Raw genomic sequence first — 26,531 nt, forward strand, 5'->3', positions numbered from 1 at the left:
TCTGTGGTTAAAATATTTCAACATCTGGTACAGGAGGAATAGTAATGAACATTCAAGAAATCTTCGCCGACGGAATTAGCGGCATCCACATTACCAACAACACCATCCGGGTGGATTTAATGACACTGCAGCCTCATCTTAAAAGTGAGAATGGCCAGCCAGTATTTAACATCAACCACCGTCTCATCCTGCCGCTGGAAGGCTTTGTCCAGGGGTTCGGCCTGCAGCAGCAAATCCTCAAACAATTAGCCGACGCCGGGGTGATAAAGAAGCAGGAAGATAATACAGCCGACTAAGAGTAAAAAATAGTTAGCTGCCAAGAACGCCACAAGCTCGCCAAGAACAGACACCGGAAAAATCACCAGCTAACCACCCACAATAATACATTTGGCGTCCTCAGCGTTCTTGGCGTCTTTGGCGGTTAATCCATCATGTTTATCCAATATCGTAAAGGGGAGAAAAGTCATGAAAAAAAAGAAACTGGCGTTTTTAGCCAGTTGCCTGCTGCTGTATTCCAGTTTTCCACTGGCGGTGACGGCGGCCGAAGAAGCCAATACCGGGGGCGACACCGAGGTGGAAGAGGTGGTGGTAACCGCTGCCGCTTTCAAACAGCTTAACCCGGTTAAGTTTACCGTCATTACCGAGGACGAGATCAAGTCCAAAGGAGCACAAAACGCGGCCGACGCCCTGAAAGACGTAACCGGCTTATATATTACCAGCAGCAATACCAAAGGCAAGGCTATTGCCCAGTTCCGCGGCAGCGACGCCGATAACACCAAGATCTTTATTGACGGCGTGCCGCTCAGTCCGGTCGGCGACGGCAAGGTGGATTTACGCAACATCCCGGCCGACAATATTGAAAAAATTGAGATCATCAAAGGCGCCGTGCCGGTTATTTACGGCACCGACGCTCCCGGCGGGGTTATCTATATCACCACCAAGAAAGCCACTCAAAAAATGGCCGAATCACTGACCATCACCTCCGGCAGCAACAATACGCAGCGATATTTTGCCTCAGTCGGCGGTGATACCGGCAAGTTCAATTATAATTTCACCGCCAAGAAGGAAGATACCGACGGCTATACCGCTCATTCCAAGTTATCGGCCGACTACTACAGCGGCAAGATGAGCTGGGATATCAACAACAAATCCTCGCTCACCCTGTTCGGTTCCTATTCTGAGCGCCAGGAAGAGCAACCCAACCGTATCGACCCGGCTACCGGCCTGATTGTCTTAAACAGCGGCCGGAGCGGTGCCACGACCGGCAAAAGCAGCTACTGGTCCAATAGTTATGACTGGGAATATGACCCGATTAAAAACTCATACACCGGCGCGTTATACAACCAAAAACTCAACGCCAACAGCGAGCTTAGTTTCAAGGTGTACCGTTCTAAGGAAAACAGCCATCTGCTGGCTGCCCTGCTCAACACGACCGACAAGTTAAATCTGTGGTGGGATGGTACGGTTAAAGGCTACGAATTACAAAATACCATCAGAACAAGCAAGGTCAATACCGCAACCTGGGGTTACTCCTATGAAACCAGAAGCTTTACCGAGCAATCCAACAGCGGTCATTCTTATTATGATTACACCGGCAAAAGCTTTTATCTGCAAAATGTCACCAATCTCGGCAAACTGGCAACAAGTTTCGGCTACCGGCATTACGAAAACTCCGACAATGCCAACATCCGGACAATCGCCTATAACTCACCGGCGACGCAATACGGCAAAGGCACGGCCGACGATCCGGTCTTCAGCCTCAACTATGCGCTTAGTGACAAAACTAATCTACATGGTTCTATCGGCAAAAGCTACCGCTGGCCAAACGCCAAAGAACGGTCCGGACCGGGCGGCATCTATCCCTACAGCGACACGCAAACCTATCTAACCAACTCTGACGGATCGGTAACTTATTATTATGTAATGGCTGATGGCTCACTATCTCAAGGCACAGTCTGCGACTACCTGTTGCCGGAAACAGCCATCAACCGCGAATTGGGACTGGGTTACTCGCTGCACGGGTTTAAATTCGATATTACCTACTTCAACAAAGACATCACCAATATGATCAAAGGCCAGGGGTTCGGCCAGCAGCATACCCAGTATTACAACATCCCCCATGTCGATATGCATGGTTTTGAAGTGGAAATTAACAAAAAAATTGCCGACCATGTCAAAGGCTTCCTGAACTACACCTACACCAATGCTTTTGACACGCTGTTGCAATTGCAAGTGCGCGACATCCCGTACCGCAAATTCTCTTTGGGCCTCAACTACACCGGCCAGGACGGCCTAAATGCCAATCTGGCCCTAAACTATATCGGCTCCTGCACCAGCGCCTTCAGCAACGGCAACGGCAACGGCAGCGGCGATTCTCCCACCAGAATGCTTGTTCAGAAATTGCCCAGCTACTCCACTGTTGATCTGAAAGTCAGCAAGACAGTCGATAACCGGGATTATTACATTAAAATCAGCAACCTGTTTGACAAGAAGTACTACGCAGGCGCCTATCTTGCGGCCCCTGATAGGTATATAGAAACAGGCGTAACGGTTAAATTTCAGTAATATTTGAGGAATTGTGTTAAACCGCCAAGGACGCCAAGGATAACATAAGCTATAAAATTACCTACTCACAATAAGTTAAAATCCCTTGGCGCCCTTAGCGTTCCCTGGTGTCCTTGGCGGTAAAAATTATGCCTTGAACGGCAGGAAAGAAGGTAACTACTATGTCTATATTTAATGAAGCAAAAAAAATCAGCGCATTATCGCTTACATTGCTTTTTCTTGGATTATTCGGGATCATTATGACCCCACCCGGCACAGCTTATGCCGCACCAGCAGCTTCGGCGGTCGGCACCGTTGACTACGACCTGCTGATCAACCAGCATCCAGATACCCAGAAAGCCAATGAAATTTATCGCACTGAAACCGAACAGGCCAAAAAGGAATATGACGCCAAAGCGGCCGGCCTGAGCGACAAGGAAAAACAGGATCTCAACCTCCAGCTCATGCAGCGGGTGGAACAAAAGCGCCAGGAGCTATTGAAAGCCATCACCGACAAAATCAACGCCGCCGTCAAGGAAGTGGCCACTGCCCAAGGCCTGACAATGATTGTGTCCAAAACTTTTGTCATTTACGGCGGACCGGATATCACCAATGATGTCCAAAAGAAGATAACCGGCAAGTAAGTTAAAAAAAGCGCTATCGTGGGATTGTATAACCACAGAGACGCAGAGTACGCAGAGGGAAATGCATGTCAAGCCGTTCCCCCTGTGTACTCTGCGTCTCTGTGGTTCAATAAACTTAACTTTCTTTCCGTATAAAGTTTACGCCCCGGCCACATTGGCCGGGGCGTAAGCTTTATTGATGTTCTAATTAGAGAGCACTTGCCGTGGAGATGGATAAGCCTACCGGCTGCGTATTGCCGCTGTTGGTGGGCTGAACGCGGACCCAATAGGTGTGGCCTGAGGTCAGACCGGTAATGGAATAGGACATCGGCGAGCTAAGCGTATTGGTGATAACACTGCCGTTTGCTTTGGTCCAGGAACCAATGCTGGCATATTTGCCGTCAGCGTTGGAAGCATCGATATAATAGACATTAAACCCATACGGAGCCGGAGTAATCGAATAAGTTTGGTTGACAGGCCATGACACGGTAATTTGGCTGGTGCTGTCGCGGGTGGCCGTCAGATTGACGAGGGGATTGCCAGTATTCTCCCAGCCGGCGTAATCAGTAGAAGCTGTAGAGAAATTGAAAGCGGTAATGCCCGTGGAGTTATCTTTGGAATTTGTAAAAGTAGTGTAAGTATGAGAAGCGGTATCAGTGAAGCTCGGCAGATACAGGGTATAATTGTGGCCGGCAGTCCGGTTATAAACTGTCGTGCTATTGCCTTGTTTGGTCATGGGGAAGTAGAAGGTGGTGTTCACACTACCGTAGTCATTGGAGATCGCATTATGACTCTGACTCCCCGGTACGGTTGTACTACCCGTGGTGTCCTTGAAGCCAACACCGGCGCTAGAACTGTTCAGAGTACTTAAATAGGTCGAAAGCGAGCCGGAAGCAAGTGGCCGGTCAAAAATGAGTATTGTATTGGACTCTACCGGTACACCAGAGGTACTGTCAGGGTCCCCCACCACAAAAGTGACATACGGATTATGATCTGCATAGTTTCCCAAAGCATTAGGGGTCCTGAAGGTGAATGTCAAGTCTTTTGCTTTCGTATAATTACCTACGCTAAGACCGTTTTGATCCTCCAAGACGCCATGAATAACCACGTCATAAAGCGTGTCGGCACTCAGCGAAGATGTCGTGATGGTCGCTTTGGTGCCTTTGCTTAGGTTGGTGTCAGTGGTGCCGCTATACTGGCCGCCGGTGCCGCCCGAGCTAACCGAAACCGAGCTGACCTTATCGCCGCTACTACCGTGCGGTATGACGTCAAACAGTTCTGCCGTAATGGTTTCACCCGGACTGCCTGTTTGTTTGTCAAAGAACACCGCAATATGGGTGCTGTCCACATACTGATAGCCACTAAAGCTTATTGGCTTGTTGCCGCTGCCTGACCCAGTCTGGGTGCCGCTATAGTTCAGCGCAAAGGCGCTGGACCCGACTGCCACAGTAAATGCCAGGGCAAGCGCGGCCATATTGGCTAACTTACTACTTTTTTTACCAGCTTTCTTAAACGTAAACATTTTGTTTGCCTCCTTAATTTTTTTTGGCGGATTTGACCAAGGTATTGTAACTCTGCATTACTCAGTCATCAATCACCCCTCATCCCCTTTTAGATTTAAAAAGTCGGAATGTAAAAGATCACCCCGGCTGGGCCGACAATCTTTTCCACACTGGGAGGCATCGTTTGTGACACTAAGGCTTGTCCACACCATATATCCAGGAAAGCCCGGTGTCCAACAGCAATTTTCACCAACCTTATTAAACAAAACAAATAAAAACGGTTATAACAAATGATAACAAAATATAACTGATATTGGTATTTTTTCTATTTGCTGTGTTAATTTGATTATATTTGTTCATATACATTTTTGTCAAGCATACTCTCAATATCTAATTTGTTTATGTTAGTTTATTTTTGTTTATCTTTGTTTATTTTTGTTTACTTTTGTTTATTTCGCAAATTATGACATTTTTTTCATTATTGGTTGGTTTATAATGGCAACAATAATTGCTATTTATTATGTAGGGGTGATTTGGTTTGGAGACGCATGGAATATTAGAAAAACGAGTTATTCAGAACCTCTTCTACAGTCAAGCCTCTAACTATATTAAATGTTTAAGACCGAAGCAGTGGAGCAAAAATCTGTTAGTGCTTGGTGCACTGCTATTTTCATTTTCCACCGTTACTCTGACACAGGTCTTTGAAGGTCTAACTGCATTTATATTGTTTTGTTTAGGCTCAGGCAGCATCTACATTCTAAATGATTTTGTCGACCGCGAAGCTGACAGGCTGCATCCGCAGAAGTGCCGGCGTCCAATGGCTTCTGGCGAACTAAATCCCTATGCGGGTCTATTACTGGGAATTGTCCTGGCCCTCGGCACCTGTATTTACGCCTTTATATTAAGAGAGTCTTTCGGGTTAGTGCTAGTAACCTATTTAGTAATAAATATCGCCTATTCTTTTAAGCTCAAGAACGTTGTGCTGCTGGATATTATGGCAATCGCCTTCGGATTTGTCCTGCGGGCAGTTGGCGGCGGATTGGCAATCGGTGTTCAGCTGACGCCGTGGTTTTTATTATGCACCTTGTTATTAGCCCTGTTTTTGGCGATTGGCAAAAGGCGTCATGAGCTGCACTTGCTGGCGGACAGCAAAGGTGTGCACCGCCCAGTGCTGATGCATTATTCAACCGAACTATTGGACAAGCTCAGCGGCATTGTTACTACGGCTACCATTATGAGTTATGCGCTGTATACATTTACCTCCGGCAAGCCAGTTGAGCTTATGCTGACTATTCCCTTAGTTATCTATGGTATTTTCCGTTATCTGTATTTAATACACATTAAAGGCCAAGGAGGTGCTCCGGAAAAAATCTTGTTAGAAGACAAACCTATCCTATTCACGGTTCTGTTGTATGGGGCCACAGTATTAGTAATTCTCAATACTTTTAGCTAAGGACTGATACAATGTACTATTTGCGCAGTTTAAAACTATTGCTATTGTTGTTACGCCTGCAGCGTAACTTGCACTCTGGGCAGTTAGTAAATTCCCTGGGCGAATTTCATGGCTTTCCCCAAAAGTTAGGTCAGCATTTAACGTTATATGAGGGAGAAGCGTCACAAGTCCTGCAAACTCTTTGCAATCAAGGGACAAGCGAATTCTGTGACATAAGCGGTATTTTAGCAGAGCTTGGTGTATCCCCTATCACTGCGCCCCAAAACATATCTCAGGCTTCCATCGGACAAGTATTTAAGGTGCAAACCAGGGAATATGGCGATATTGCCGTGAAGCTTAAATATCCCCATATCGCCAGAAAGCTTGGCAGTGATATTAAGGTACTAAGGGCCGTGACCTATTTAGCTAAGCCCTTCCTTCCCAGTGGTAATTATCTGCGGGATACGATTGCCTTTATTTCAGGAAAGTTGCTGGAGGAATGCGATTACCACGAGGAACTGCATACGCAAACCAGGGTTTTTCAGACCTTTGCGGCAGGCTCCCACATCCATGTACCCCGGCCAATCACTGCCTTATGTAATTCGGAAGTGCTTGTCAGTCAGTGGGTGAACGGAGTGTTTTTGGATGAGGCGTTAGCAAACGCTGCCTATGACCAAAAGCTACAAATGTACGATTTACTGTGGAATTTTGAACTTCAGCTTTTTTGGCGGTTAGGTATGATCCATGCCGATCCGCATCAGGGGAATTTCCTTGTTACCGGCACCAGGCAGACACCTGAGCTGACAATTTTGGACTTTGGCAGCAAACTGGAATTTACTACTGAGCAGCGAAACTGCCTGGCAGCTATTGTAATGCGGGCTTGTGATCTGGGACAATTAAAAAAGCACCTCAGGGTGCTGGGGTTTGGGGACGAGGTATTGGCAGAATATCAGCCGGTACTTGGCGATATCATTACCGTTATGTTTGAGCCGTTTTATGCAGATGCTGATTATGATTTTCGTAATTGGCGGCTGGCTTATAAAATCAATACTATTTTATCGTCTGCCAATTTTCATCAACCCTTTACCCTTCCTCCCGTCCTGTTAACTTTTTTACGGATGGTGCATGGCTTATACTATTACGCGCAAAAGCACCGTCTGGCCTATAACTGGCGTCGTAATATGCTTAAGATTACTGATAACTCTGGGGGCTATGCAAATGAGTAAAGTATTTGTAATGAAGACTAAGCCAAAAACAGTACTTAACGATTATCAACAATTACTAAGAAAAGCAAATGTTAACGGTATTCTCGACCCTACAGTTCCAACAATTTTAAAGGATAACATCTCCTGGCATTTCCCCTACCTCAGTGCCAATTCCACGCCCTGGCAGTTGGAAGGAACCATTCTTGGACTCAAGCAGCAGGGTTTTAAGAAAATTTCGTGTGTTCAAAACGAGACTGTGGTAACAAATGCTTTTAAAGGCGAAAAGCTGAACAAATATCTTCCTATATTCAAGAAATATAATATTCCGGTGCTGTATAACTTCAAAGATGCTGATATGAAATGGGTATTCCATCAACCCAAGAAAAAATTGCTGGTGTTGCCTGAAGTTTTCCCTGAAGGTATTCGTATTCCCGACTACTTTTATGGCAAAAACGTTGTGCATTTGCCGACAGTTAAATGTCACATTTATACAACTACCACCGGCGCCATGAAAAACGCGTTCGGCGGGCTGCTAAACACTAAACGGCATTATACTCACAGCGTCATTCACGAGACCTTGGTTGATTTGCTGCAAATTCAACAAGAGATCCATCCGGGGGTCTTTGCCGTGATGGATGGCACAGTTTGCGGCAATGGCCCGGGACCACGCACTATGATTCCGATTGAGAAGGACTATATTCTCGCCAGCGCTGATCAGGTGGCGATTGATGCAGTTGCCAGTAAAATGATGGGCTTTGAACCGCTGGACATTCCCTACATTCGCCTGGCGCATGAACGCGGTTTGGGTATTGGCGACTTTCGGCAGATCGAAGTAATTGGTGAAGATGTGGAAAAGGTGAACTTTCAATTCAGGGTCGGGGATAATTTGGCTTCCCGCTTTGGCGATGCGGTGTGGTTTGGACCGCTGAGATCATTACAAAACCTGTTGTTCAGAACGCCGCTGGTGAATTTGTTCATCTTTGGCTCATTTTTCTATCACGACTACTTGTGGTGGCCTTTCAAAGGCAAGCGTAAGATGGAACATTTCAAAAAAAATACGCGATGGGGGCAGTTATTTGAACGCTATGAGGGATGAAACCAGCATTACTATTAAAAGCCTGCAAAACAAGCTGATCATTGGTTTAGTCCTGGGGCTTATCATCTCAACCAGCTTGGCGCTGTGGGGCGATGTCGGGCAAATTGGCAATGCGGTCAAAGGCTTTGGCTGGCATTATGCACCACAAATTCTGGCGTTTGTAGTGATGGGTTACCTGGGGAGATTTCTAAAATGGCAGCTTTATCTTGAAGAACTGGACATCAAGATAGGCTGGCAGGATAGTGCCCGGGTTTTCTTCTCCGGCTTGTGCATGGCAGTTACGCCAGGAAAGGTCGGGGAGGTTTTAAAATCGTACCTGTTGTTGAAGCAGCACAAAGTCAGTTTTTGCCGTAGCGCACCAACGGTAATTGCAGAACGGCTGACAGACTTAATTGCCATGCTGATCTTGGCAAGTCTGGCGGCTAATTTCGTTACTTATGGCCAAACAGTTATCGTCATGGGGCTGCTCATGTCATTAGGTCTCATCTGTGTATTACAATGGCGCCGGCTAGCAACGACTTTAATCAAGGGGCTTGAACATATTCCTTTTGTAAAACCCAAAGCCCAGCTATTAAATGCTATGTATGAAAGCGCTTATATTTTAAGTGGGGGTAGTTTACTGTTTAAAGCACTACTAATTAGTGTCATAGCCTGGCTGTGCGAATGTATCGCCTTGTATTATATATTGTTGGGTTTTGGTACTGCTGCTTCTTTACAGGTAGCAATGTTTGTGTTTTCGCTGGGTTCTATCGCCGGTGGGCTTTCCATGCTCCCGGGCGGTTTAGGTGTCGCCGAGGGCAGTATGATCGGTCTGCTGCTCAGTTGCGGGATAGACTTTACCGGCGCTGCCGGGGCGACGCTATTTGCGAGATTTGGCACATTATGGTTCGGCGTATTCTTAGGGCTATTGACCCTGCTGCTCAATTGGCGCAGGTTTAACCTTAACGCAAGGTCTGACTAGCATGAAGCGAATCAATATGGATTGTCATGTACATACGTCCTATTCCCGGGACTGTGGTATCAAAATTGCCGATTTGCTCCGGCTTTGCCCGGCAAGAGGGCTGGACGCCGTAGCCATTACTGATCACAACACCATTAGGGGCGCGCTGGAATTACGTGAACAGGCTCCCTTTAAAGTAGTCGTCGGTGAAGAAATAAACACCCTACAAGGCGAAATAATCGGGTATTTTCTCCAGCAGGAAATTCCCCCAGGACTATCTGCGCTGGCAACAGTGCAGGCCATCAGGGAACAAGGCGGTTTGGTGTGTGTGCCCCATCCTTTTGACCGCTGGCGCAAGTCGGCGATAGGTTACGAGACCTTGACGCAAATCATCGGCTATGTTGACATTATTGAGGCCTATAATGCCCGGAATGTTTTTAATCAGGATAATAAAAAAGCCGCCAGGTTTGCCAGCCAGCAGCATAAGCCAATCTCGGTCGGCAGCGATTGTCATACGGCTTGGGAAATCGGCTGTAGTTATGTAGTAATCGGCGACTTTAGCGACGCAGCCACATTCTTGGGGAATTTAGCTAATTCACTCATAAAGTTTACCAAGAGTAGTATTATGGTGCATTGCTATACTAAGCTGTTTAAAGCGAAGTGCGCCATCGGCTTACCAAAATAGACAAAGGAGTTATTGGCAACATGACACTGTTAAACGCAACTACCATTCGTTATTGTTCCTGGGGGTTCATTTTAGCTTATATAGTTACTTTTAGTATTTGGGTATTTACCGGGTCGGGTATGATCGACAGGAACGAAAGAGTCATTGGCGGCGACTTCATTTGTTTTTACGCGGCTTCCCATAAACTGTTGTCCGGAGACGTATTAGGCATCTATGATGGCAAAGATTTATGCGCGGTTGAACAGCAAATTACCGGGCGAACTAACACTGTGGGCTGGTATTATCCGCCAACGTTTTTGTTACTGGTGACCTATTTCGCCACTCTACCTTATTTAGCAGCTTTATTCTCCTGGCTTGCTATCACTCTTGCCGGATATATCATGGTTGTGCGCAAAATTGCCCCTCATCCCACTACTGTGGTACTTACTTTGGCCTTTCCCGGAACATTCCAGAATTTCATTTGCGGCCAGAATGGCTTTTTGAGTGCCTTGCTGCTCGGTCAGGGACTGTTATTGCTTGAGCAACAACCTGTACTTTCCGGTATAATACTTGGGTTACTGGTATATAAGCCTCACCTGGCGTTTTTAGCAGTGATTGCCTTAGTTGCCGCGAGAAAATGGCAGGCACTTATCGCCGCCTGCGCATCAGCAGCAGCCTTAATCATAGTTAGTATAGCTGTATATGGGATTGCCAGCTGGGAAACGTTCTATCATACCCTGCCTGTGGCCCAATACTTATTAGAAATAGGCTCTTTACCCTGGTACCAAATGACAACAGTTTTTGCTATGGCGCGTTCCTTCGGATTTTCCGTTCCTTTCGCTTACGGACTACAAGCAGTGTTTACGGCTGTTGCCGTTATCGCTGTGGCTTGGGTGTGGTACAAGCGAATCTTCCCGCTGGCCTATATTATCCTGACAGTCAGCATTTTCCTTGCTACTCCTTACGCCTACCAATATGATCTTACTATTTTAGGTCTTAGCATCGCTTGGTACGGTTGGGAGGGGCTTAACCAGGGCTGGTTACCCTATGAAAAGATAGTCCTGTTACTTGCCTGGTTTATGCCGTTGGTAAATTCGCCGATTGCCCGCTTAACTAACCTTCATATAATACCTATTATCTTATTAACATTGTTAGTTTTGGCCCTAAGGCGCAGTATATTGGGGCTAAGGTTACCAGCCGGACCGAAAAACAAATTAATTTTAGGGAGATGAGTATGATGATTAATATAAAAACAAAAGCACTGTATATTAATATTGTCATGTTATCGGTCATCTACTTGGCAGAATTGGTGTATATTCTGTACCTGAATTCCGGCGTTTTTTCCTATACGTTGGATGATCCCTATATCCACATGGCCTTGGCAAAAAATATTGCTGCCGGTCACTATGGGATAAATTTAACTGAATACTCCGCGCCCTCATCCAGTATCATCTGGCCCTTCATTTTAGCAGTTTTTTCCGGTGCCGGTTGGTTTGATTATGTGCCACTGATTATTAATTTTATTTGTAGTCTCGGCACGGTTTACCTGTATACCCAACTATTCAGTATGCTGTTTACCGCAGCTAATGCCCAGCGGCAAACGTTGCTAACAATAATAGCAACAATGGCTATCGTATTTATTACCAATATAATTGGTCTTGCTTTTACCGGGATGGAGCACTCGCTCCAGGTCTATATTTCACTACTGGCAGTGTATGGGGTAATAATTTCGCTCCGGGAACAGCGAGTTCCCTGGTGGCTGGTGCTGGCCGTAATAGCGGGGCCGCTGGTACGGTATGAAAATCTAGCTCTGTCCTTGCCCGCCATAGTCTATCTTGTTGCCCAGAGATACTGGCTAGCAGCGGTTAGCAGTGGTTTACTACTGGTTGCGTCAGTCAGTGGTTTTTCGGCTTATCTACATACATTAGGTCTGGGGTATTGGCCCAGTTCGATCATCGCCAAATCTGCTTTGCTGGAAAAGGGACATTTAGCCGCTGTCATTGATACTATGCTTAGTCATTTAGCATTTGTACCTGTTAGTATTTTTTTAATTTCCGTATTAATGCTAGCACTTTATAACTGCTTCAATACCAAAGCAGCAGATAAATATCTTGCTTTAATTATTGGTACAGCGATAATTGCGCATATGCTGTTCGGTTATTCCGGGTGGTATTATCGTTATGATATGTACATTGTAAGTGCAGCTACCATGGGTATCATTTACAGCTTCAGAGGTGCTTTATCGAAAATCTATAATGCCCTCTACAAGGAACTTGATGAAAGCTCACCAGTTACCTATACTCTGGTTTTGCTGATCATATGTTGCGGGGTTGGATTCAATTCCTGGAAAACTACCGCAACAACAGCAATTGCCGCCAATAATATTTTTGAGCAACAATATCAAATGCACCGATTTGTCAACGATTATTATAAAGCACCTGTTGCCATTAATGATCTGGGTTGGGTTGCTTATGAGAATCCCAATTATGTATTAGACTTATGGGGGCTGGCTTCACTAGAAGCACTCAAATCCAGACAAACCGCAACAGATTCCGCCTGGATGGATAAGCTCGCCAGCAAGCACAATGTAAAATTAGCCATTATTTACGATTCCTGGTTTAGAAATAAACCTTTCACCTGGCGACCGGTGGCCGTAATGGAACTAGGGAAGGAAAGGATCACGCCCGCTTCTAACTACGTAACCTTTTATGCTTTAGATAGCAATTCATATGAAAAGGTCAAACCTATGCTGTTGCAGTTTAAAGATAGTTTACCTAACGGTGTCAAGTTAACAGTATATTGACCTTAACTATAACCAAAATCGCAGTTAAAGGAGGCTTGCCTAGACGATTAGTCCTATGGAAGTTGGTCTTAAGTCATAACCGCTGCAGCAGATGCTCTGTACGTTTGCTATTCACTAATAGAAATGAGGTGAGTAATTGGTTTTGCAACATTGCCAGAGGACAACTTTCTGCATATTCATTTTGGGTTTATTACTTTTTATCATACCATTTGTTGCTTTTGCGGCACTGCCGGATGCTGGCTCACCGCCACCCACGGCCACTCCGGCAGCGTCAGCTACACCGGGAACTCCAGCATCTAACCCTGCGGGACAAGCTCCGCCGAATGCTGGCTCATCTACGCCCACTGCAACTGCACCAGTTGCAGCTGCACCGAATAATCCCGCGTCTAACCACGCAGGACAGCCTACTCCGACTGCGCCGCAAAATGTGCCGGAACCCACCCCCGATGCCTTGGCAGCTGTCGGGTTATCGCCTTTGGTTGTGCGGTTGGAATATGTAAAAGCAGATCAAGTCAAACTTATGCTCGCCACGCTGTTTCCCGATAACCGAATCAGGGTAGACATTGTAAATAAGACGCTGATTGTCACAGGCAGTGACGATGACTGTGCCGCTGTTAAAGCTATGCTAGCAAAGCTTGATGCCCCACCACGCCAGGTTATATTTGAAGCCGAAGCAGTCGAAATATCTCGTGACAACCTGCGAAATCTCGGCATCAACTGGGGAACTGTCAACGGGCTGACAGAAACCGCGCTTACCGACAGCAGTGCTTTTCGCATCACCCTCGGTATTCCAAATCATCCGGAATACGGCATCAATCTCAAGGGTACTCTTAATCGTCTGATAGAAAACAAAAGAGGCCATTTGTTGGCCAGTCCCCGCATCGCTGCCTTGGATGGTGAAACCGCCAAAATTCTCATCGGTGACAAGTTAGCGGTGGAAAGCACGCAAATTTCCAGCGGCACTACAGTCACCACAGTAACTTACGTTGAGGTCGGCATCAAACTGGAGATAACCCCCACCGTCCACACTGATGGTACCATAACTGCCATTATTAAACCGGAAGTCAGTAACAAAACAGACACTACCACCAGTGGCAACCCGAATATCCGGACCCGTCAGGCTGAAACAACGCTGCGGGTAAAAAACGGCGAGACAATTGTCCTCGGCGGTTTAATCCAACGGCAAAAAACCAGTGATACGATCAAATTCCCCCTGTTAGGTGATTTACCCTTAGTTGGGATGTTCTTTCGCTCAACAAATAGGGAAGTCACAGAAAGCGAATTGATTATCCTAATTACCCCCAAACTGATTGATCTATGAGGAAGGTGCTATGACTATGCAACGCGCTCTGATGACAGCATTATTCCTACTAGTATTGCTTATTACCCCAGTACAGGCTGGCGCTACAAGTGAAACTGCCGTGATTTTGCGGTGGGCGCCGGTTATTCATCAGCAGGATAACGACCAAAACCCGCTGTCGCGGGAAAATATCTTTACTGTAGCTAACTTTGACCTTGATTGGCGAATGAATAACAATTGGGGAAACCTGCCATACTACCCTCCCGGCGCAGCTGTGTACTATTCTCTGGTGGAAAGTGACACGCATTATTTTATCGGCTATTACCTTTACTATCCTCGCCATATTGGTAAAGTCCAGCATGAGCATGACATGGCCGGGGTATTGGCTGTGGTGCAAAAAGGCTCTGAGCAGTTAGAATTACTGTTGACTTATAATCATAACGAGTTTCTGAAATGGAACGGTTCCCATGTGCGGCTCGAAGCTGGACATCCCAGTTTGGTAGTCAGTGCTGGTACTCATGAAATATCGCTAGTTAAGACTTACGAAGCAGCGCCAGGTCCTGGCGGGATTTTCCCGCTCCCTCCGGAAAAACAAGTACCGGCAACAGGTGGTCAAACCGGTACAGCGTCAAGTGCCGTCTACCGGTTAGTTGACTTGAAAGAATTATGGCAACGTTGTAACGACATCGGCCAAAGCCGTACTTTTAGCCGCTGGGGTTACTTCGATAGTTATTATTATTTTGATGCAGCTGTGCCGTGGATGTGGGAATATAACCGGATCAACTGGCTGGCTAAACCGGCTGAACTGGTAAGGCGTATTCATGGAAATGACCGCCAACCAATAACGTACCTTAAGAATCCATATGCAGGCATCCGCTAGCGGCATAAGTAATTTTAAAAAACTGGCGTCACTCTAAAGTGACGCCAGTTTGGCGTAGTATCTTATAAGATAAGAAATTATATGTTTTTTGAACCGCAGAGACGCAGAGTACGCAGAGGGAATGTCTCGATATACATCTCCTCTCTGTGTACTCTGCGGTTAGAGCCGTATCCTCAAGGGCACGATAGCACTTTTTTATACGACAACCATATAATTTAATTTCTAGTCCTTTTTCGTCTTACCGAACAGATACGTTATTAGCAGAAGAATCAACTAATTTTCTAAAACTTGTAGATGCAATCAGCATTGCCAATGTAATCAACGCAATAGCCACAATTAACTGCAAACCATCGGTCAGGAAAGAAAAGCCGCCAGTGTAGATGATTTTATGAACGATACCATAAATTGACATACCCAGCGAAATCAACGTAACTACTAACATAAAGCACATTGGAATGTAAAGCATTTTCCCCTGACGTCCGGTGACTTTCATGAAGACAGCCAACGCAATCAGAACCAACGCAGCACACAGTTGATTTGCTGCGCCGAATAATGGCCAAACATTCATATATCCGCCCAGACAAAGCAAATAACCAGAAAACAGTGTTATTACGGTAGCAACGTATTTATTTGTCAACACACGCTGCATTGGCGACATTTTTGCCGGATCAGTCGTATCACCGGTAAACAATTCCTGGAAACACATCCGTCCGATACGCCCGACAGAATCCAGCGTAGTCAGTGCCAGTGCAGATACGCACATAGTGACGACACAGGTCGCTACAAAGCTGGACATACCAAACATGGACAGAAAATTGCCGACAGAAGCGGAGAATATCTGGAATGGCGTACCTTTCGGCATCACACCGCCAGTAGCGGCAGCGCCAACAACGATCAAAGCAACGACAGCCAGGATGGTCTCAACCATCATGGAACCATAGCCCACAAACAACATATCTTTTTCATTGGAAATTGTTTTGGAAGAAGTACCGGAAGAAACTAAGCTATGAAAACCGGAAACGGCGCCACAGGCAATGGTAATAAAGAGGATTGGAAACATCGGCTTGCCATTTACTTCAAAGCCAACAAAGGCCGGCAATTCAATCGTAGGATTGGTAAAAACAACGCCGATAACACCACTCGCAATCATACCGAGCAGTAAGAATGAACTCAAATAGTCACGCGGCTCCATCAGCAGCCACATTGGCATAACAGCAGCCATAAACATATAGGCAAAAACAACATAGATCCATGTTGTCTTGTCAAAATAAAGCGGATAAGCGATACCTGCTGCCAGCATACCAATAATCAAAAGAATACCAACTGCCAGTTTAGGCTTTTCTGACAGGGGAAATTTTTCTAGAAAAAGTCCGAAGAAAATAGCAACAACGATATACAACATCGAAATCGACGCAGCAGCGGCATTAGGGGTAGCCAGTGAACCATTGGGACTAAAACCATTAAACGTGCTGGCAACAATGTCCGCAAAAGCGGCTGTTACTAACAGAGTGAACAACCAGGAAAAGAGCAAAAACATTTGTTTCCCGGTTTTACCGATATATTTTTCAATCAGCATTCCCATAGACTTGCCTTCATTTTTGACAGAAGCGTACAGTGCTGTAAAATCCTGAACAGCACCAAAGAAAATCCCACCGATCATCAACCAGAGCATAACTGGTAACCAACCGAACATCGCAGCAATAATCGGCCCGGTGACTGGGCCTGCGCCGGTAATAGAAGAAAATTGATGCGCAAATACAGTGAATTTTGAAGAAGGAACATAGTCATTACCGTCTTCTAAACGATAAGCCGGCGTTTTAGCATCAGGATCAATACCCCATACCTTTGTCAGCCAGCGGCCGTAAATAAAATAACCGCTTGCACAGACAAGTAACGCAATACCTAATAAAGTTAAGCCAGTCATAAATTTTTAATTCCTTTCCATTTTTATGCTGCGTCTGCAATCCTGTGTCGCAGTAATGACGACTGCAGTCTGGCATTTTTTCAGAATATCCGGCATTTCTTTGCAAAACCCCAAAAGGCAATTCAGATGTTCTTCTGATCGCAAAAAATAAACAAAAAATCCTTCGTCTTCCTCATGCATTAACGCATGGAAGACGAAAGATACTCCTCCACATTACCATTTCATTTGCTGATTGCGCAGCCACCCTCTGCCATATCAGAGAAATTTCAATTTTTTACCGTCTTCCACTCTCTTGACGTCTCTCTGCAGGAAGAACTTTCCATTACGGAGTTTGGCTCATTGTTTCCAGATATTCTGTTGGGGTATAATATATCACTATTTTTTTTTATTGTCAACAAGTTATTAACAATCTAACTTAATCGATTTCTTGCTGTATCCAATCTATATACAACGCGTTAAAGATTTTTGCAGGCGGGTGGTGTGTTGGCAATACACCACCCGCCTGGGCCTGTAAACTTCTTTACCGCGGAATATACACAGGTCTATAGTTTGCCCATCAAATCTTCAGGTGAGGACTCAGCCCCACCTGAGATAATGCCGCCGATAAACCCCTTGTCCATATTTTCAATTCTCGCTTTGAACTGCAACCAGGTTTCCTGCGCTGTATTTTTCCCGCAGTTTCGGTTTTTCAATTTTTCCAGTGGGGTTGCGCGGAACCATATCAAATATAATCTTGCGCGGGCGTTTGTAACGCGGCAGGGAAGAACAGAATGTCATTATTTCATTTTCAGTGCATTGGCCATCTGGCTTTAGTTCGATGATGGCTGCGGAAATTTCGCCAAGACGTTGATCTGGCAGGCCAATCACTGCTACATCTTTAATCGCATCATGCTGATGAAGAAAATCCTCAATCTGTACCGGATACAAATTCTCTCCGCCACAAATAATAACATCTTTTTTCCGATCAACCAAATAAATAAAACCGTCTTTATCCATGCGTGCCATATCGCCGGTAAAAAGCCAACCATCTTTTAATACAGCCGCCGTCGCTTTCGGATCATTATAGTAACATTTCATCACACCTGGGCCTTTTACGACAAGTTCTCCCACGTTTCCCTGCGCAACAGGGTGGCCCGATTCACCGATAATCATTGCTTCCCATCTAAACCCTGGTTTGCCGATTGCCCCGACCTTGTGAATGTTTTCTATACCAAGATGAACACAGCCTGGGCCAATTGATTCGCTCAAACCGTAATTAGTATCATAGAGATGGTCGGGAAAATATTTTTTCCAGCGCTGAATCAGGCTGGGTGGAACTGGCTGAGCGCCAATATGCATCAACCGCCACTGGTCAAGCTTATAATCCCCGAGCTTCACTGCTCCGCTTTCAATCGCGTCAAGAATGTCCTGCGCCCAGGGAACAAGCAGCCAAACGATTGTGACCTTTTCTTCAGAAATAGCTTTTAGTATCCATTCGGGTTTAACTCCGCGAAGCAAAACGGCTTTGCCCCCTACCAAAAAGCTGCCAAACCAATGCATCTTGGCACCGGTATGATACAACGGCGGAATGCAGAGAAAATTATCATCCCGCGTCTGCTTGTGATGATTTTGTTCGGTATAGCAGGAAGATGCCAGGCTACGGTGATTATGAAGAATCGCTTTGGGAAAGCCTGTGGTTCCAGAGGAAAAATATATTGCTGCGTCATCTTCATCTGTAAGATTAATTTGAGGCGCTTCAGCGGAGCAAGCTGCTGCCAGCTTGTCATAGCTACCAGCAAAGGAAGGGCAATCTTCGCCTACAAAGAAGTACCTTTTGCCACTAGAAATTTTATCGATAATTGTTCCCATACGGTCAATAAATTCTGATCCGAAGACCAACGTAGTAGCTTCCGCTAACTCCAGGCAATATTTTATTTCCTCCGAAGTATAGCGATAGTTCAACGGTACTGCCACAGCGCCGATTTTAAGAATCCCTAAATAAATCGGCAGCCATTCGATACAATTCATTAACAGTATCGCAACTTTATCTCCCTTATTTATACCACTGCGTAGCAGAAGATTGGCAAATCTGTTCGCTTTGTCGTCAAATTCACGCCATGTCATCTCCCGCCGAAAACTCACCGCCGGATTTGTTTCAATCAGTTCGTATTCACGCCATGAAACTACATGTTTTTCCTGTAATTCCGGATTGATTTCAACCAGGCTGGTATCATCACCATACATAATAGCATTGCGAGAAAGTATTTCCGTTATTAACACGTTATTTGTTCCCCCTAATACACCTTTACTAAAGAAAGTGCAACTGATTTCTTCTATAAAATATTTAACAAACATAAAAATCCCGTCTCTGTATTCCTACAGGGACGGGATTAACAATCCGTGGTACCACCCTGCTTGCTTATAGCAAGCCGCTCTTTTAGGTACAGGAACTCCAGGTCCGATACCCTAGCCTTGGTAACGGTGGCACACCGGCACAGTCTACTCATTTCTTTTCAACCTGCTGCTCATGAGTGTATTTCAGTTAATCTGCTTACCGGTTCGCACCCTCCACCGACTCTCTGCCAAGCACAAAAAACCTACTTTTCTCAATCATTGCATTTATCTTTTGCTGCTAATCGTAATTATAACACAAAATTCCTTTATGTCAATAATAGAAGAAACGCAGTCAAAACTTCAACAGCTAAATAGTAATCAATTACTTCCTTCCTGAGCCGGTTCCAAAATAATACGATGGTCAACTAGGTTCAATTCTTTAATTCTAGCCGCGATAGTTGTTCTCTGTCCCCAAATGCTTTCGAGATAGATTTCACCATTTTGAGGCACTACCCTATCAACCCTTTCCATCAATAACTCTTCTTTATTATCCTTAAGAAGATATGCATTAGCCTCGCACATAGGACTATTCCCTCCCTTCACTCACTATATATTGTTTCATTTGTATTAACATAGCCTCCACCATGTGAGGTAATGGCTCTGAGTGTATACCAATTAGATCAATGTTGTTGCGATGAATTGGTAAAAGAATCTTTCTTGCCTTGCTGGTAACCACTCGCTTAGCCATTTTGGCTGTTAGCTCACCCTTCATTGAGTTAGGCAAGATTATACTAAGTGGGCCAAGTACTAAATCCACTTCATCAATATTACAAATAACTGCATTCTCGCCAGTAGCACCTTCATTTGCCCCAGCCCGTAACATAACAGAAGTAGCCTGAGAATTCGTCCCAATAGCCAAAATTTCAACGTTATTACGAAATTCGTTTCGAACTCTATCAATTATGACCCTGCCAATTCCGCCTCCCTGACCATCTACAACAGCAATGTACACAAAATCCCCCCAGCATTACAAAATCAGTTCTAAGATCAACCTCTATCACGCTGCACCTATTTTATATCAGCATTTTGTACATTACTATTTTATCCCTTCCCATAGTAGCCAAAAGCGTAAGCAGCGGCACATAAAAACGAAAAAGCCATGAAAATATCGCTTCACACGAAACCTTCATGGTTATTATCTTCATTACAAGAGCTATTTTCAAGTCATTCAATAAACCGACCGTACTTCATACGGTATTCGGCAGCTTCAGCTACCTTCTTTGCATTAATTGTACCAAAGTTCACTTTTAAATGTCAATACATAGTATAAATTATCTACAATATATTCTTTACTCAGAAATACTCATTGACAAGTTTGCTACAATTACGAGATAATATATTTATAAAATTACACATATTTTGAAATTAAAGGTATGAAGCCTTGTTGGAGACGCAGTCCCCTTCACTTTTTCATACCTTTTTTTAATTTGTAAAATAAAAAATTATTGGAGGTATTATCATGAACAATCGTTCTGCTGACTATCAAAAGGCTATTGACTTTCATGGACACTGCTGTCCTGGGCTGACTATTGGCTACCTTGCTGCCAAAGCTGCCTTGGCCCACCTCAAAGTAGAACGCGCCGCCGATGAAGAGCTTGTCACTATTGTCGAGTCGGACGGCTGCGGCATTGATGCTGTGCAAGTGCTATTAGGATGCACCATTGGTAAAGGCAACCTGATCTACAAAGACCATGGCAAACAAGCTTATACCATTGGCAACCGCAGCACAGGCCAAGCCGTGCGAATTGTTATGACTGGTGACATGGTGCCGCTGACAACAGAACAGGAAACCATCAAGGCGGCCGTATTCAGCGGACAGGCCACGCCTCAGCAGGAAGAAGCCTGGCATAAACTTCAGTCTGAACGCACTGCCCGTCTGCTAGCTGCTCCGTTTGAAGAAATATTCAAAATTCAGGATGTTGAACTTAAACTTCCCTCAGAAGCCAAAATCTTTAACTCGGTCATCTGTGAGTACTGCGGCGAAAAAGTCATGGAAGCCCGTGCCCGTTTGAAAAATGGCAAAATTGCCTGCCTGGCCTGTACCGAAGAATATAGCCGGGGATGGTAAACCTGACCAGAAATAAACATATATTGGTGGCGACCCTGCTGGCTGTGTGCCTTACCCTGCTGGTGCTCGGCTGCGGTGGATCAGCAGGGCCGGACTCCCTAGTAGCCCAAGATCAAGTCTATACCATTGCTGATGCCACCGGTGATTACGGCTTTCCCTCACCTTTTGCTCATTATTCCCGCGGCCCCGGTTATATCCGCATGAGTATGATTTTTGATACCTTACTATGGAAAGACGCTGACGGCTATGTTCCGGCATTGGCAGCTAAGTGGGACTATCTCGCAAGCGAAAACGCTTACCTTTTCCATCTGAACAATACAGCTACTTGGCATGATGGTAAAAAAGTGACTGTAGATGATGTCTTATTTACGTTTGATTATCTGAAAAAATTCCCCTATCAAACAACCAATATTAGTATGATTAAAACCGTTGAAGCCATCGACAGCTCTACTGTGAAAATTACATTATCCCACCCGCACGCGCCATTTTTAGATCAAGTTGCCGGCACCATCCCGATTCTGCCCAGGCATATCTGGCAAAATATTACCAATCCTGCTCAATTCCGGCAACCAGAGGCACTCATTGGTTCCGGCCCGTTTAAACTTGTTGACTATAACAAAGAACAGGGTTCGTACTTATATGAAGCTTATGAAGGCTATTATCAGGGTAACCCCAAATTCAAGCAGCTCAAATTCATAAAAATGAATGTCGAAATGGCAACAGCTGCTTTGAAGCAGCACCAAATTGACATCACCCAGATTCCGCCGGAGTTAGTCAAGCCTCTGGAACAGACAGGTCTTAAAATTTTGACCATGCCACACGACTGGATTGCCAAACTAGTTATTAACCACCAACAAGAACCGTTTAATAGCACCGAATTCCGGCAGGCGTTAGCGTACGCTATTGACCGTAAGGCACTAATTGACACCACACTGCGAGGTCAGGCACTTCCTGGTAACCCTGGTCTCATCCCGCCTGACAGCCAGTGGTATAACCCGGCATTAGCCGAAATGTACCTTTATAGTCCGGACAGTGCTGGTAAACTTCTGGCCAAACTAGGCTATAACAAGTCAGGCAGTTATTGGGAAAAGAACGGACAGCCGCTGGAGATCGAACTACTTGTTACCGCCAAAGCCGGTATCCCTGGCTCCCCTGGTGAGCGCCAGGGGGAATTTATCAAAGTGCAACTGGAGCAATTCGGTATCAAGGTCAACCTAAAAGCCCTGGAAGGTAAAACACTGGACAACCGCATTAATGAGGGAGAATTTGAATTGGCTTTAAATGGCCACGGCGGTTTGGGGGCTGACCCCGATTTCCTGACAAATATGATTGTTGGCAAAGGATTCAACAGCGCTCACTACCATCAGAACCAAACCCTTACTACCTTACTCGCCAAACAAGCTTCTCTTATGGATAACGCCGCCCGCAAACAACTTTTTGCCGAAATCCAGACTGTCTTTGCTGCCGATGTACCGGCCTTGGCCTTGTACTATCCTACCTGGTACTATGCCTACAGCAACCGGGCCAACCTGTACTTTACTAAGCAAGGCATTGGCTCCGGAGCTCCTATCCCCCTTAATAAAATGTCATTTGTCAAATAGAGGTTACTATGCCTACCACCAAAACAGCCGTTGACTACGCAATTGCGTTAACAGCTATTCTCATTCTTAACTTCATATTGCCACGACTGCTGCCAGGCGACCCGCTACAAGCCATTTATGGCGATGAAGCCTTAATGGTCATGACACCGGCAATGCAAGCCGAGCTTATTCATCGTTTTGCCCTTGACCAGACCTGGTCAGAACAATTTGTTGCCTACATACAGGCACTCTTACGCGCTGACCTAGGGTATTCATACTTTTACCACACTTCTGTCGTCAGTGTAATTGCCGGGGTACTGCCCTGGACACTACTGTTGACTGGTTTAGCTTTTGTACTTTCCACACTGCTTGGCAGTTTGCTAGGAATAGAATCTGGCTACCAGCGGGGTAGTAGACAAGATGGTCATTTGCTGGGAATCATGATGCTTATCAGCGGTTTTCCCGACTTTTTTGCTGGGATATTGTTGTTGCTTACTTTTGGTGTTATCTTGGCCTGGATGCCTTTGTCCGGCGCGTTTACTCCCTATAGCGGATTCACAGGTTTAAAGCTGGTTGCTGATATTGCGCAGCATCTAACGCTGCCATTGACAGCACTAGTGCTTGTCCGCCTGACTGCCGCCTACTTATTTTCCCGTAGTGCCATGGTTGGCGTTATGGGAGAACACTTTATCCGGACAGCACGTGCTAAAGGCTGTCCGGACATAGCCATTCGCTATCGCCACGCGGCGCGTTCAGCGCTGCTGGCAATAGTTACCGCCGCCGGCCTCAGCTTCACTCATGTGATAAGCGGTGTTTTATTTATTGAGACCGTCTTTTCCTACCCCGGACTTGGCTCTTTACTCTACAAAGCCGTTCTTACCCGTGACTACCCGCTGCTACAAGGAATTTTACTGCTGGCCGCTGTGCTGGTGCTTCTTGTTAACTTTGTCACCGACCTGCTCTGCGCCAGATTTGACCCTCGCTTATCAGCACCATCGCCAAAAGCAAGGAGAGACAATCATGCATATCCGGTATGATATTGAGCTGACAGACAGTAACTTTGGCCGTTTAGGTTTGTCGCTGCTTTTTACGGCATTCATCGCCGCCCTGCTGGCGCCAGTTCTTGCTAACTATAGTCCTACCGCTTATACAGGCGATATTTTTCACCCGCCCTGTACCAGATACTGGCTGGGAACCAATGAGGTTGGACAGGATATCTGGACTCAACTCATTTATGGTGCCCGTACCTCACTTAGTATTGCCGGGGGTACGGCATTTATGGCGGTAGCCTTAAGCCTGCTGGCTGGCGGCCTGGCCGCTCTCTACGGCGGCCTTTGTGATCGAACCATTATGCGCATTGTTGATATATGGCTGGTTATTCCACCTATTATTGTCATTATTTTGTTTGCCGCTTATTTACACCCAAGCATAGTTTTACTAATAACGCTATTAGCTGCCTTTATGTGGCCTGACGGAACCCGGATTGTGCGGGCTCAAACACTGGCCCTAAAGGCCAAAGCCAGTTATGCTGCCGCCACTACTTTTGGCGCTACTAAGCAATACCGGCTCAGAAAACACGTCCTCCCCGATCTTGGGCCTACGCTCATAGCACTGTTTATTCACTATGCCCGCCGCGCCATTTTTATGGAAGCCGGGTTGTCTTTCCTGGGTATCAGCGACCCCAGTCTTATCAGTTGGGGAAAAATGCTGCAGCAGGCCCTGGCATTCACCTACCTAGACGTGTGGCAATGGTGGCTGATACCGCCCGGTTTGGCAGTATCACTCACCATTGTCGGGCTGGCCTTTACCGGTCTGGCACTTGAAACCGCCCTTGATCCCCGGCTGCGTCCAGAAAAGAGGTAATCATGGAACAAGAAAAGACCATACTTGACATTCAAAGTCTCTATGTCAGTTATGAAGGAACCGACATACTCAAAGATATTAATCTAACTCTGAAAACCAACCAAACGCTGGCTGTCATTGGTGAATCCGGCGCAGGCAAAAGTTCACTCGCACTTGCCATTGCCGGACTTTGTGCCGGTAGCACCACAGGCACAGTACTGTTTCAAAATAAGAACTTGCTCGCAGCCACCGAGGCTGAGCTGCGTCACATTAGAGGCAAAGACATTTCCCTGGTTTTCCAAAATACCGACAATGCCTTACACCCTTTATACACGGCAGCCGAACAAATAACAGAAGCCATTATCCTGCACAAGGATATCGCAAAACCTTCCGCCTATCAGTTAGCCTTACAAGCCTTGGCCGAAATCGGACTGACCGGCAAGCTGGCCACTGCGTATCCACATGAATTAAGCGGTGGGCAGCAGCAGCGAACGCTCATTGCTATGGCTCTTGTCAACAACCCTGAGCTATTGCTGCTGGATGAACCTACTGCGTCCCTTGACCCGCTTACCAAACAAGAGATTACCACTCTCCTACAGCAATCAGCCGCCGGACGCGCAGTTATCCTTATTACCCATGACATTACCACCGCCGCTGAACTGGCTGATACTGTTGCCGTGCTGTATGGCGGCCGGATTATTGAACTAGGCCCGGCCAGAGCAATATTGGAAACTCCCCGCCACCCGTATACACGCGGTCTTCTCCGAGCCTACCCCAACATGACGACAGTCAAAGACTTCCAGGGCATTCCCGGCACCATGCAACATAATCTTCCTGGCTGTCCTTTTCAGCCGCGCTGTACCCAACGGCTGACTAGCTGCAACGCCAGCATGCCAGAGCTTGCCTTGACTGACGGGCGCATGCTCGCCTGTCACCGTGGCGGCATTGTGCCTGTGCTTCAGGTAACAAACCTAACCAAAGCCTGGGATGAACACCAGGCTGTACAAGATCTAACACTTACTTTGTATGAAGGTGAAACATTGGCCATTGTCGGCGAAAGCGGTTCAGGAAAAACCACACTGGCGAAAACCATTATGGGCCTTACACCCCCGACCTCAGGTAATATCTACCTTAACGGAGTCAACATCACGGAACGCAGCCGAGATTTTTATAAACAAATCCAACTGGTCTTCCAGAATCCCAAAGAGGCGCTCAGTCACCGCCTGACTGTCTGCCAGCTAATCAAAGAACCGCTTGACATTCAAAAAATTGGTACTGAAACAGACAGACTAGTTGCTGTCAAAAAATTGCTTACCGAAGTTGAACTGCCAACAAATGATGCCTTGCTCCATAAATACCCGCACCAGCTAAGCGGCGGAGAAGCTCAACGGGTAGTCATTGCCCGCGCCTTAGCCTTAAACCCGAAAATACTTATTGCTGATGAACCAACCTCAGCACTGGACGCCAGCATCCAAGCCAAAGTAATCAAGTTATTGCTCAATCTTCAGGAAGATCGCGGCCTGTCCATGTTATTTATTACCCACGACATTGCTTTGGCCAGAAAAATCAGTGACCGCCTGGCTGTTATGAAAAATGGCAAAATCGTGGAAGAGGGACTAACCCATCTATTAATTGCCGCCCCGACGCACCAATATACCCAAAAACTGCTGGCTGTGGCAGCCCGCATCAGCTGGCGGTAAGACTAAAGAAGGCTAATGTGGTGGAAAGTAAAATCGTCCTTTTTACGATTCGTTT

22 protein-coding genes and 1 other annotated feature are annotated in these 26,531 nt (G+C 46.0%); of the genes, 17 read left to right on the plus strand and 5 right to left on the minus strand.

The window, feature by feature from the left end; translation table 11 throughout:
- The first annotated feature begins 44 nt into the window (after positions 1-44).
- The 3 genes from SALPA_RS00295 (at position 45) to SALPA_RS00305 (ending at position 3,188) form a co-directional block, all read left to right on the plus strand.
- The gene (locus tag SALPA_RS00295; RefSeq protein ID WP_145088386.1) at positions 45-296 is read left to right on the plus strand and encodes a hypothetical protein; all 252 of its coding nucleotides are present in this window, start codon (positions 45-47) and stop codon (positions 294-296) included.
- Positions 297-465: 169 nt separating this feature from the next.
- Positions 466-2,565 carry a TonB-dependent siderophore receptor gene (locus tag SALPA_RS00300; protein ID WP_145088388.1) on the plus strand — a complete coding sequence of 700 codons (2,100 nt, stop codon included), beginning with the start codon at positions 466-468 and terminating at the stop codon, positions 2,563-2,565.
- Between the two features lie 161 nt (positions 2,566-2,726).
- Positions 2,727-3,188 carry an OmpH family outer membrane protein gene (locus tag SALPA_RS00305; protein WP_145088390.1) on the plus strand — a complete coding sequence of 154 codons (462 nt, stop codon included), beginning with the start codon at positions 2,727-2,729 and terminating at the stop codon, positions 3,186-3,188.
- 187 nt (positions 3,189-3,375) lie between these two features.
- Here SALPA_RS00305 and SALPA_RS00310 read toward each other — a convergent pair whose 3' ends face one another.
- The gene (locus tag SALPA_RS00310) at positions 3,376-4,689 is read right to left on the minus strand and encodes a fibronectin type III domain-containing protein (RefSeq protein ID WP_145088392.1); all 1,314 of its coding nucleotides are present in this window, start codon (positions 4,687-4,689) and stop codon (positions 3,376-3,378) included.
- Positions 4,690-5,207: 518 nt separating this feature from the next.
- On the opposite strand from SALPA_RS00310, the gene SALPA_RS00315 reads away from it, so the two are divergent.
- From SALPA_RS00315 to SALPA_RS00355, 9 genes are all read left to right on the plus strand, one after another.
- Complete coding sequence (locus SALPA_RS00315) at positions 5,208-6,122, plus strand: decaprenyl-phosphate phosphoribosyltransferase (protein ID WP_145088394.1); 915 nt, start codon at positions 5,208-5,210, stop codon at positions 6,120-6,122.
- Positions 6,123-6,133: 11 nt separating this feature from the next.
- Positions 6,134-7,327, plus strand: coding sequence for an AarF/UbiB family protein (locus tag SALPA_RS00320; protein ID WP_145088397.1), 1,194 nt, complete (start codon positions 6,134-6,136; stop codon positions 7,325-7,327).
- Entirely contained in the window at positions 7,320-8,402 is a 1,083-nt protein-coding gene (locus SALPA_RS00325; protein ID WP_145088399.1) for a DUF362 domain-containing protein, read from the plus strand. The genes SALPA_RS00320 and SALPA_RS00325 overlap by 8 nt, the downstream gene beginning before the upstream one ends.
- On the plus strand, positions 8,392-9,363 hold the full coding sequence (locus tag SALPA_RS00330) for a lysylphosphatidylglycerol synthase transmembrane domain-containing protein (protein WP_255450745.1): 972 nt from the start codon (positions 8,392-8,394) through the stop codon (positions 9,361-9,363). Before SALPA_RS00325 ends, SALPA_RS00330 begins: the two co-directional genes overlap by 11 nt.
- 1 nt (position 9,364) lies before the next feature.
- Positions 9,365-10,027, plus strand: coding sequence for a PHP domain-containing protein (locus tag SALPA_RS00335; RefSeq protein ID WP_145088402.1), 663 nt, complete (start codon positions 9,365-9,367; stop codon positions 10,025-10,027).
- 20 nt (positions 10,028-10,047) lie between these two features.
- The gene (locus tag SALPA_RS00340) at positions 10,048-11,238 is read left to right on the plus strand and encodes a glycosyltransferase family 87 protein (RefSeq protein ID WP_145088404.1); all 1,191 of its coding nucleotides are present in this window, start codon (positions 10,048-10,050) and stop codon (positions 11,236-11,238) included.
- Positions 11,239-11,240: 2 nt separating this feature from the next.
- A complete protein-coding gene (locus SALPA_RS00345; protein WP_145088406.1) occupies positions 11,241-12,809 on the plus strand; it encodes a hypothetical protein in 1,569 nt (522 codons plus the stop codon).
- Positions 12,810-12,990: 181 nt separating this feature from the next.
- Positions 12,991-14,130: a type II secretion system protein GspD gene (locus SALPA_RS00350; protein ID WP_186450832.1), complete on the plus strand. Its 1,140-nt coding sequence runs from the start codon at positions 12,991-12,993 to the stop codon at positions 14,128-14,130.
- A 10-nt stretch (positions 14,131-14,140) separates the two neighbouring features.
- Entirely contained in the window at positions 14,141-14,989 is an 849-nt protein-coding gene (locus SALPA_RS00355) for a hypothetical protein (protein WP_145088409.1), read from the plus strand.
- Positions 14,990-15,227: 238 nt separating this feature from the next.
- Here the strand turns inward: SALPA_RS00355 and SALPA_RS00360 are convergent, their stop codons facing one another.
- The 4 genes from SALPA_RS00360 to SALPA_RS00375 all read right to left on the minus strand — a co-directional run bounded on the left by SALPA_RS00360 (position 15,228) and on the right by SALPA_RS00375 (position 20,238).
- A complete protein-coding gene (locus SALPA_RS00360; protein WP_145088411.1) occupies positions 15,228-16,913 on the minus strand; it encodes a carbon starvation protein A in 1,686 nt (561 codons plus the stop codon).
- Positions 16,914-17,537: 624 nt separating this feature from the next.
- Positions 17,538-19,172 (minus strand): class I adenylate-forming enzyme family protein, encoded by a 1,635-nt coding sequence (locus SALPA_RS00365; RefSeq protein ID WP_145088413.1) that lies wholly within the window; start codon positions 19,170-19,172, stop codon positions 17,538-17,540.
- A gap of 97 nt (positions 19,173-19,269) precedes the next feature.
- Positions 19,270-19,515, minus strand: a binding site (T-box leader).
- Positions 19,516-19,604: 89 nt separating this feature from the next.
- The gene (locus SALPA_RS00370; protein WP_145088415.1) at positions 19,605-19,808 is read right to left on the minus strand and encodes a CooT family nickel-binding protein; all 204 of its coding nucleotides are present in this window, start codon (positions 19,806-19,808) and stop codon (positions 19,605-19,607) included.
- A gap of 4 nt (positions 19,809-19,812) precedes the next feature.
- Positions 19,813-20,238, minus strand: coding sequence for a DUF3842 family protein (locus tag SALPA_RS00375; protein WP_145088417.1), 426 nt, complete (start codon positions 20,236-20,238; stop codon positions 19,813-19,815).
- A gap of 507 nt (positions 20,239-20,745) precedes the next feature.
- Here SALPA_RS00375 and SALPA_RS00380 point away from each other — a divergent pair.
- From SALPA_RS00380 to SALPA_RS00400, 5 genes are read left to right on the plus strand one after another with little or no spacing between them, the layout of a single operon-like run.
- The gene (locus SALPA_RS00380; protein ID WP_145088419.1) at positions 20,746-21,354 is read left to right on the plus strand and encodes an FmdE family protein; all 609 of its coding nucleotides are present in this window, start codon (positions 20,746-20,748) and stop codon (positions 21,352-21,354) included.
- Positions 21,348-22,955, plus strand: a complete 1,608-nt coding sequence (locus tag SALPA_RS00385; protein ID WP_145088421.1) for an ABC transporter substrate-binding protein — start codon at positions 21,348-21,350, stop codon at positions 22,953-22,955. Before SALPA_RS00380 ends, SALPA_RS00385 begins: the two co-directional genes overlap by 7 nt.
- 8 nt (positions 22,956-22,963) lie before the next feature.
- A complete protein-coding gene (locus SALPA_RS00390) occupies positions 22,964-23,971 on the plus strand; it encodes an ABC transporter permease (RefSeq protein ID WP_145088423.1) in 1,008 nt (335 codons plus the stop codon).
- The gene (locus SALPA_RS00395; RefSeq protein WP_145088425.1) at positions 23,955-24,797 is read left to right on the plus strand and encodes an ABC transporter permease; all 843 of its coding nucleotides are present in this window, start codon (positions 23,955-23,957) and stop codon (positions 24,795-24,797) included. The genes SALPA_RS00390 and SALPA_RS00395 overlap by 17 nt, the downstream gene beginning before the upstream one ends.
- 2 nt (positions 24,798-24,799) lie before the next feature.
- On the plus strand, positions 24,800-26,476 hold the full coding sequence (locus SALPA_RS00400) for an ABC transporter ATP-binding protein (RefSeq protein WP_222427785.1): 1,677 nt from the start codon (positions 24,800-24,802) through the stop codon (positions 26,474-26,476).
- The last annotated feature ends 55 nt before the right edge of the window (positions 26,477-26,531 follow it).

It is taken from the genome of Sporomusa sp. KB1, from assembly GCF_007830295.1.
GTDB lineage: Bacteria > Bacillota > Negativicutes > Sporomusales > Sporomusaceae > Sporomusa.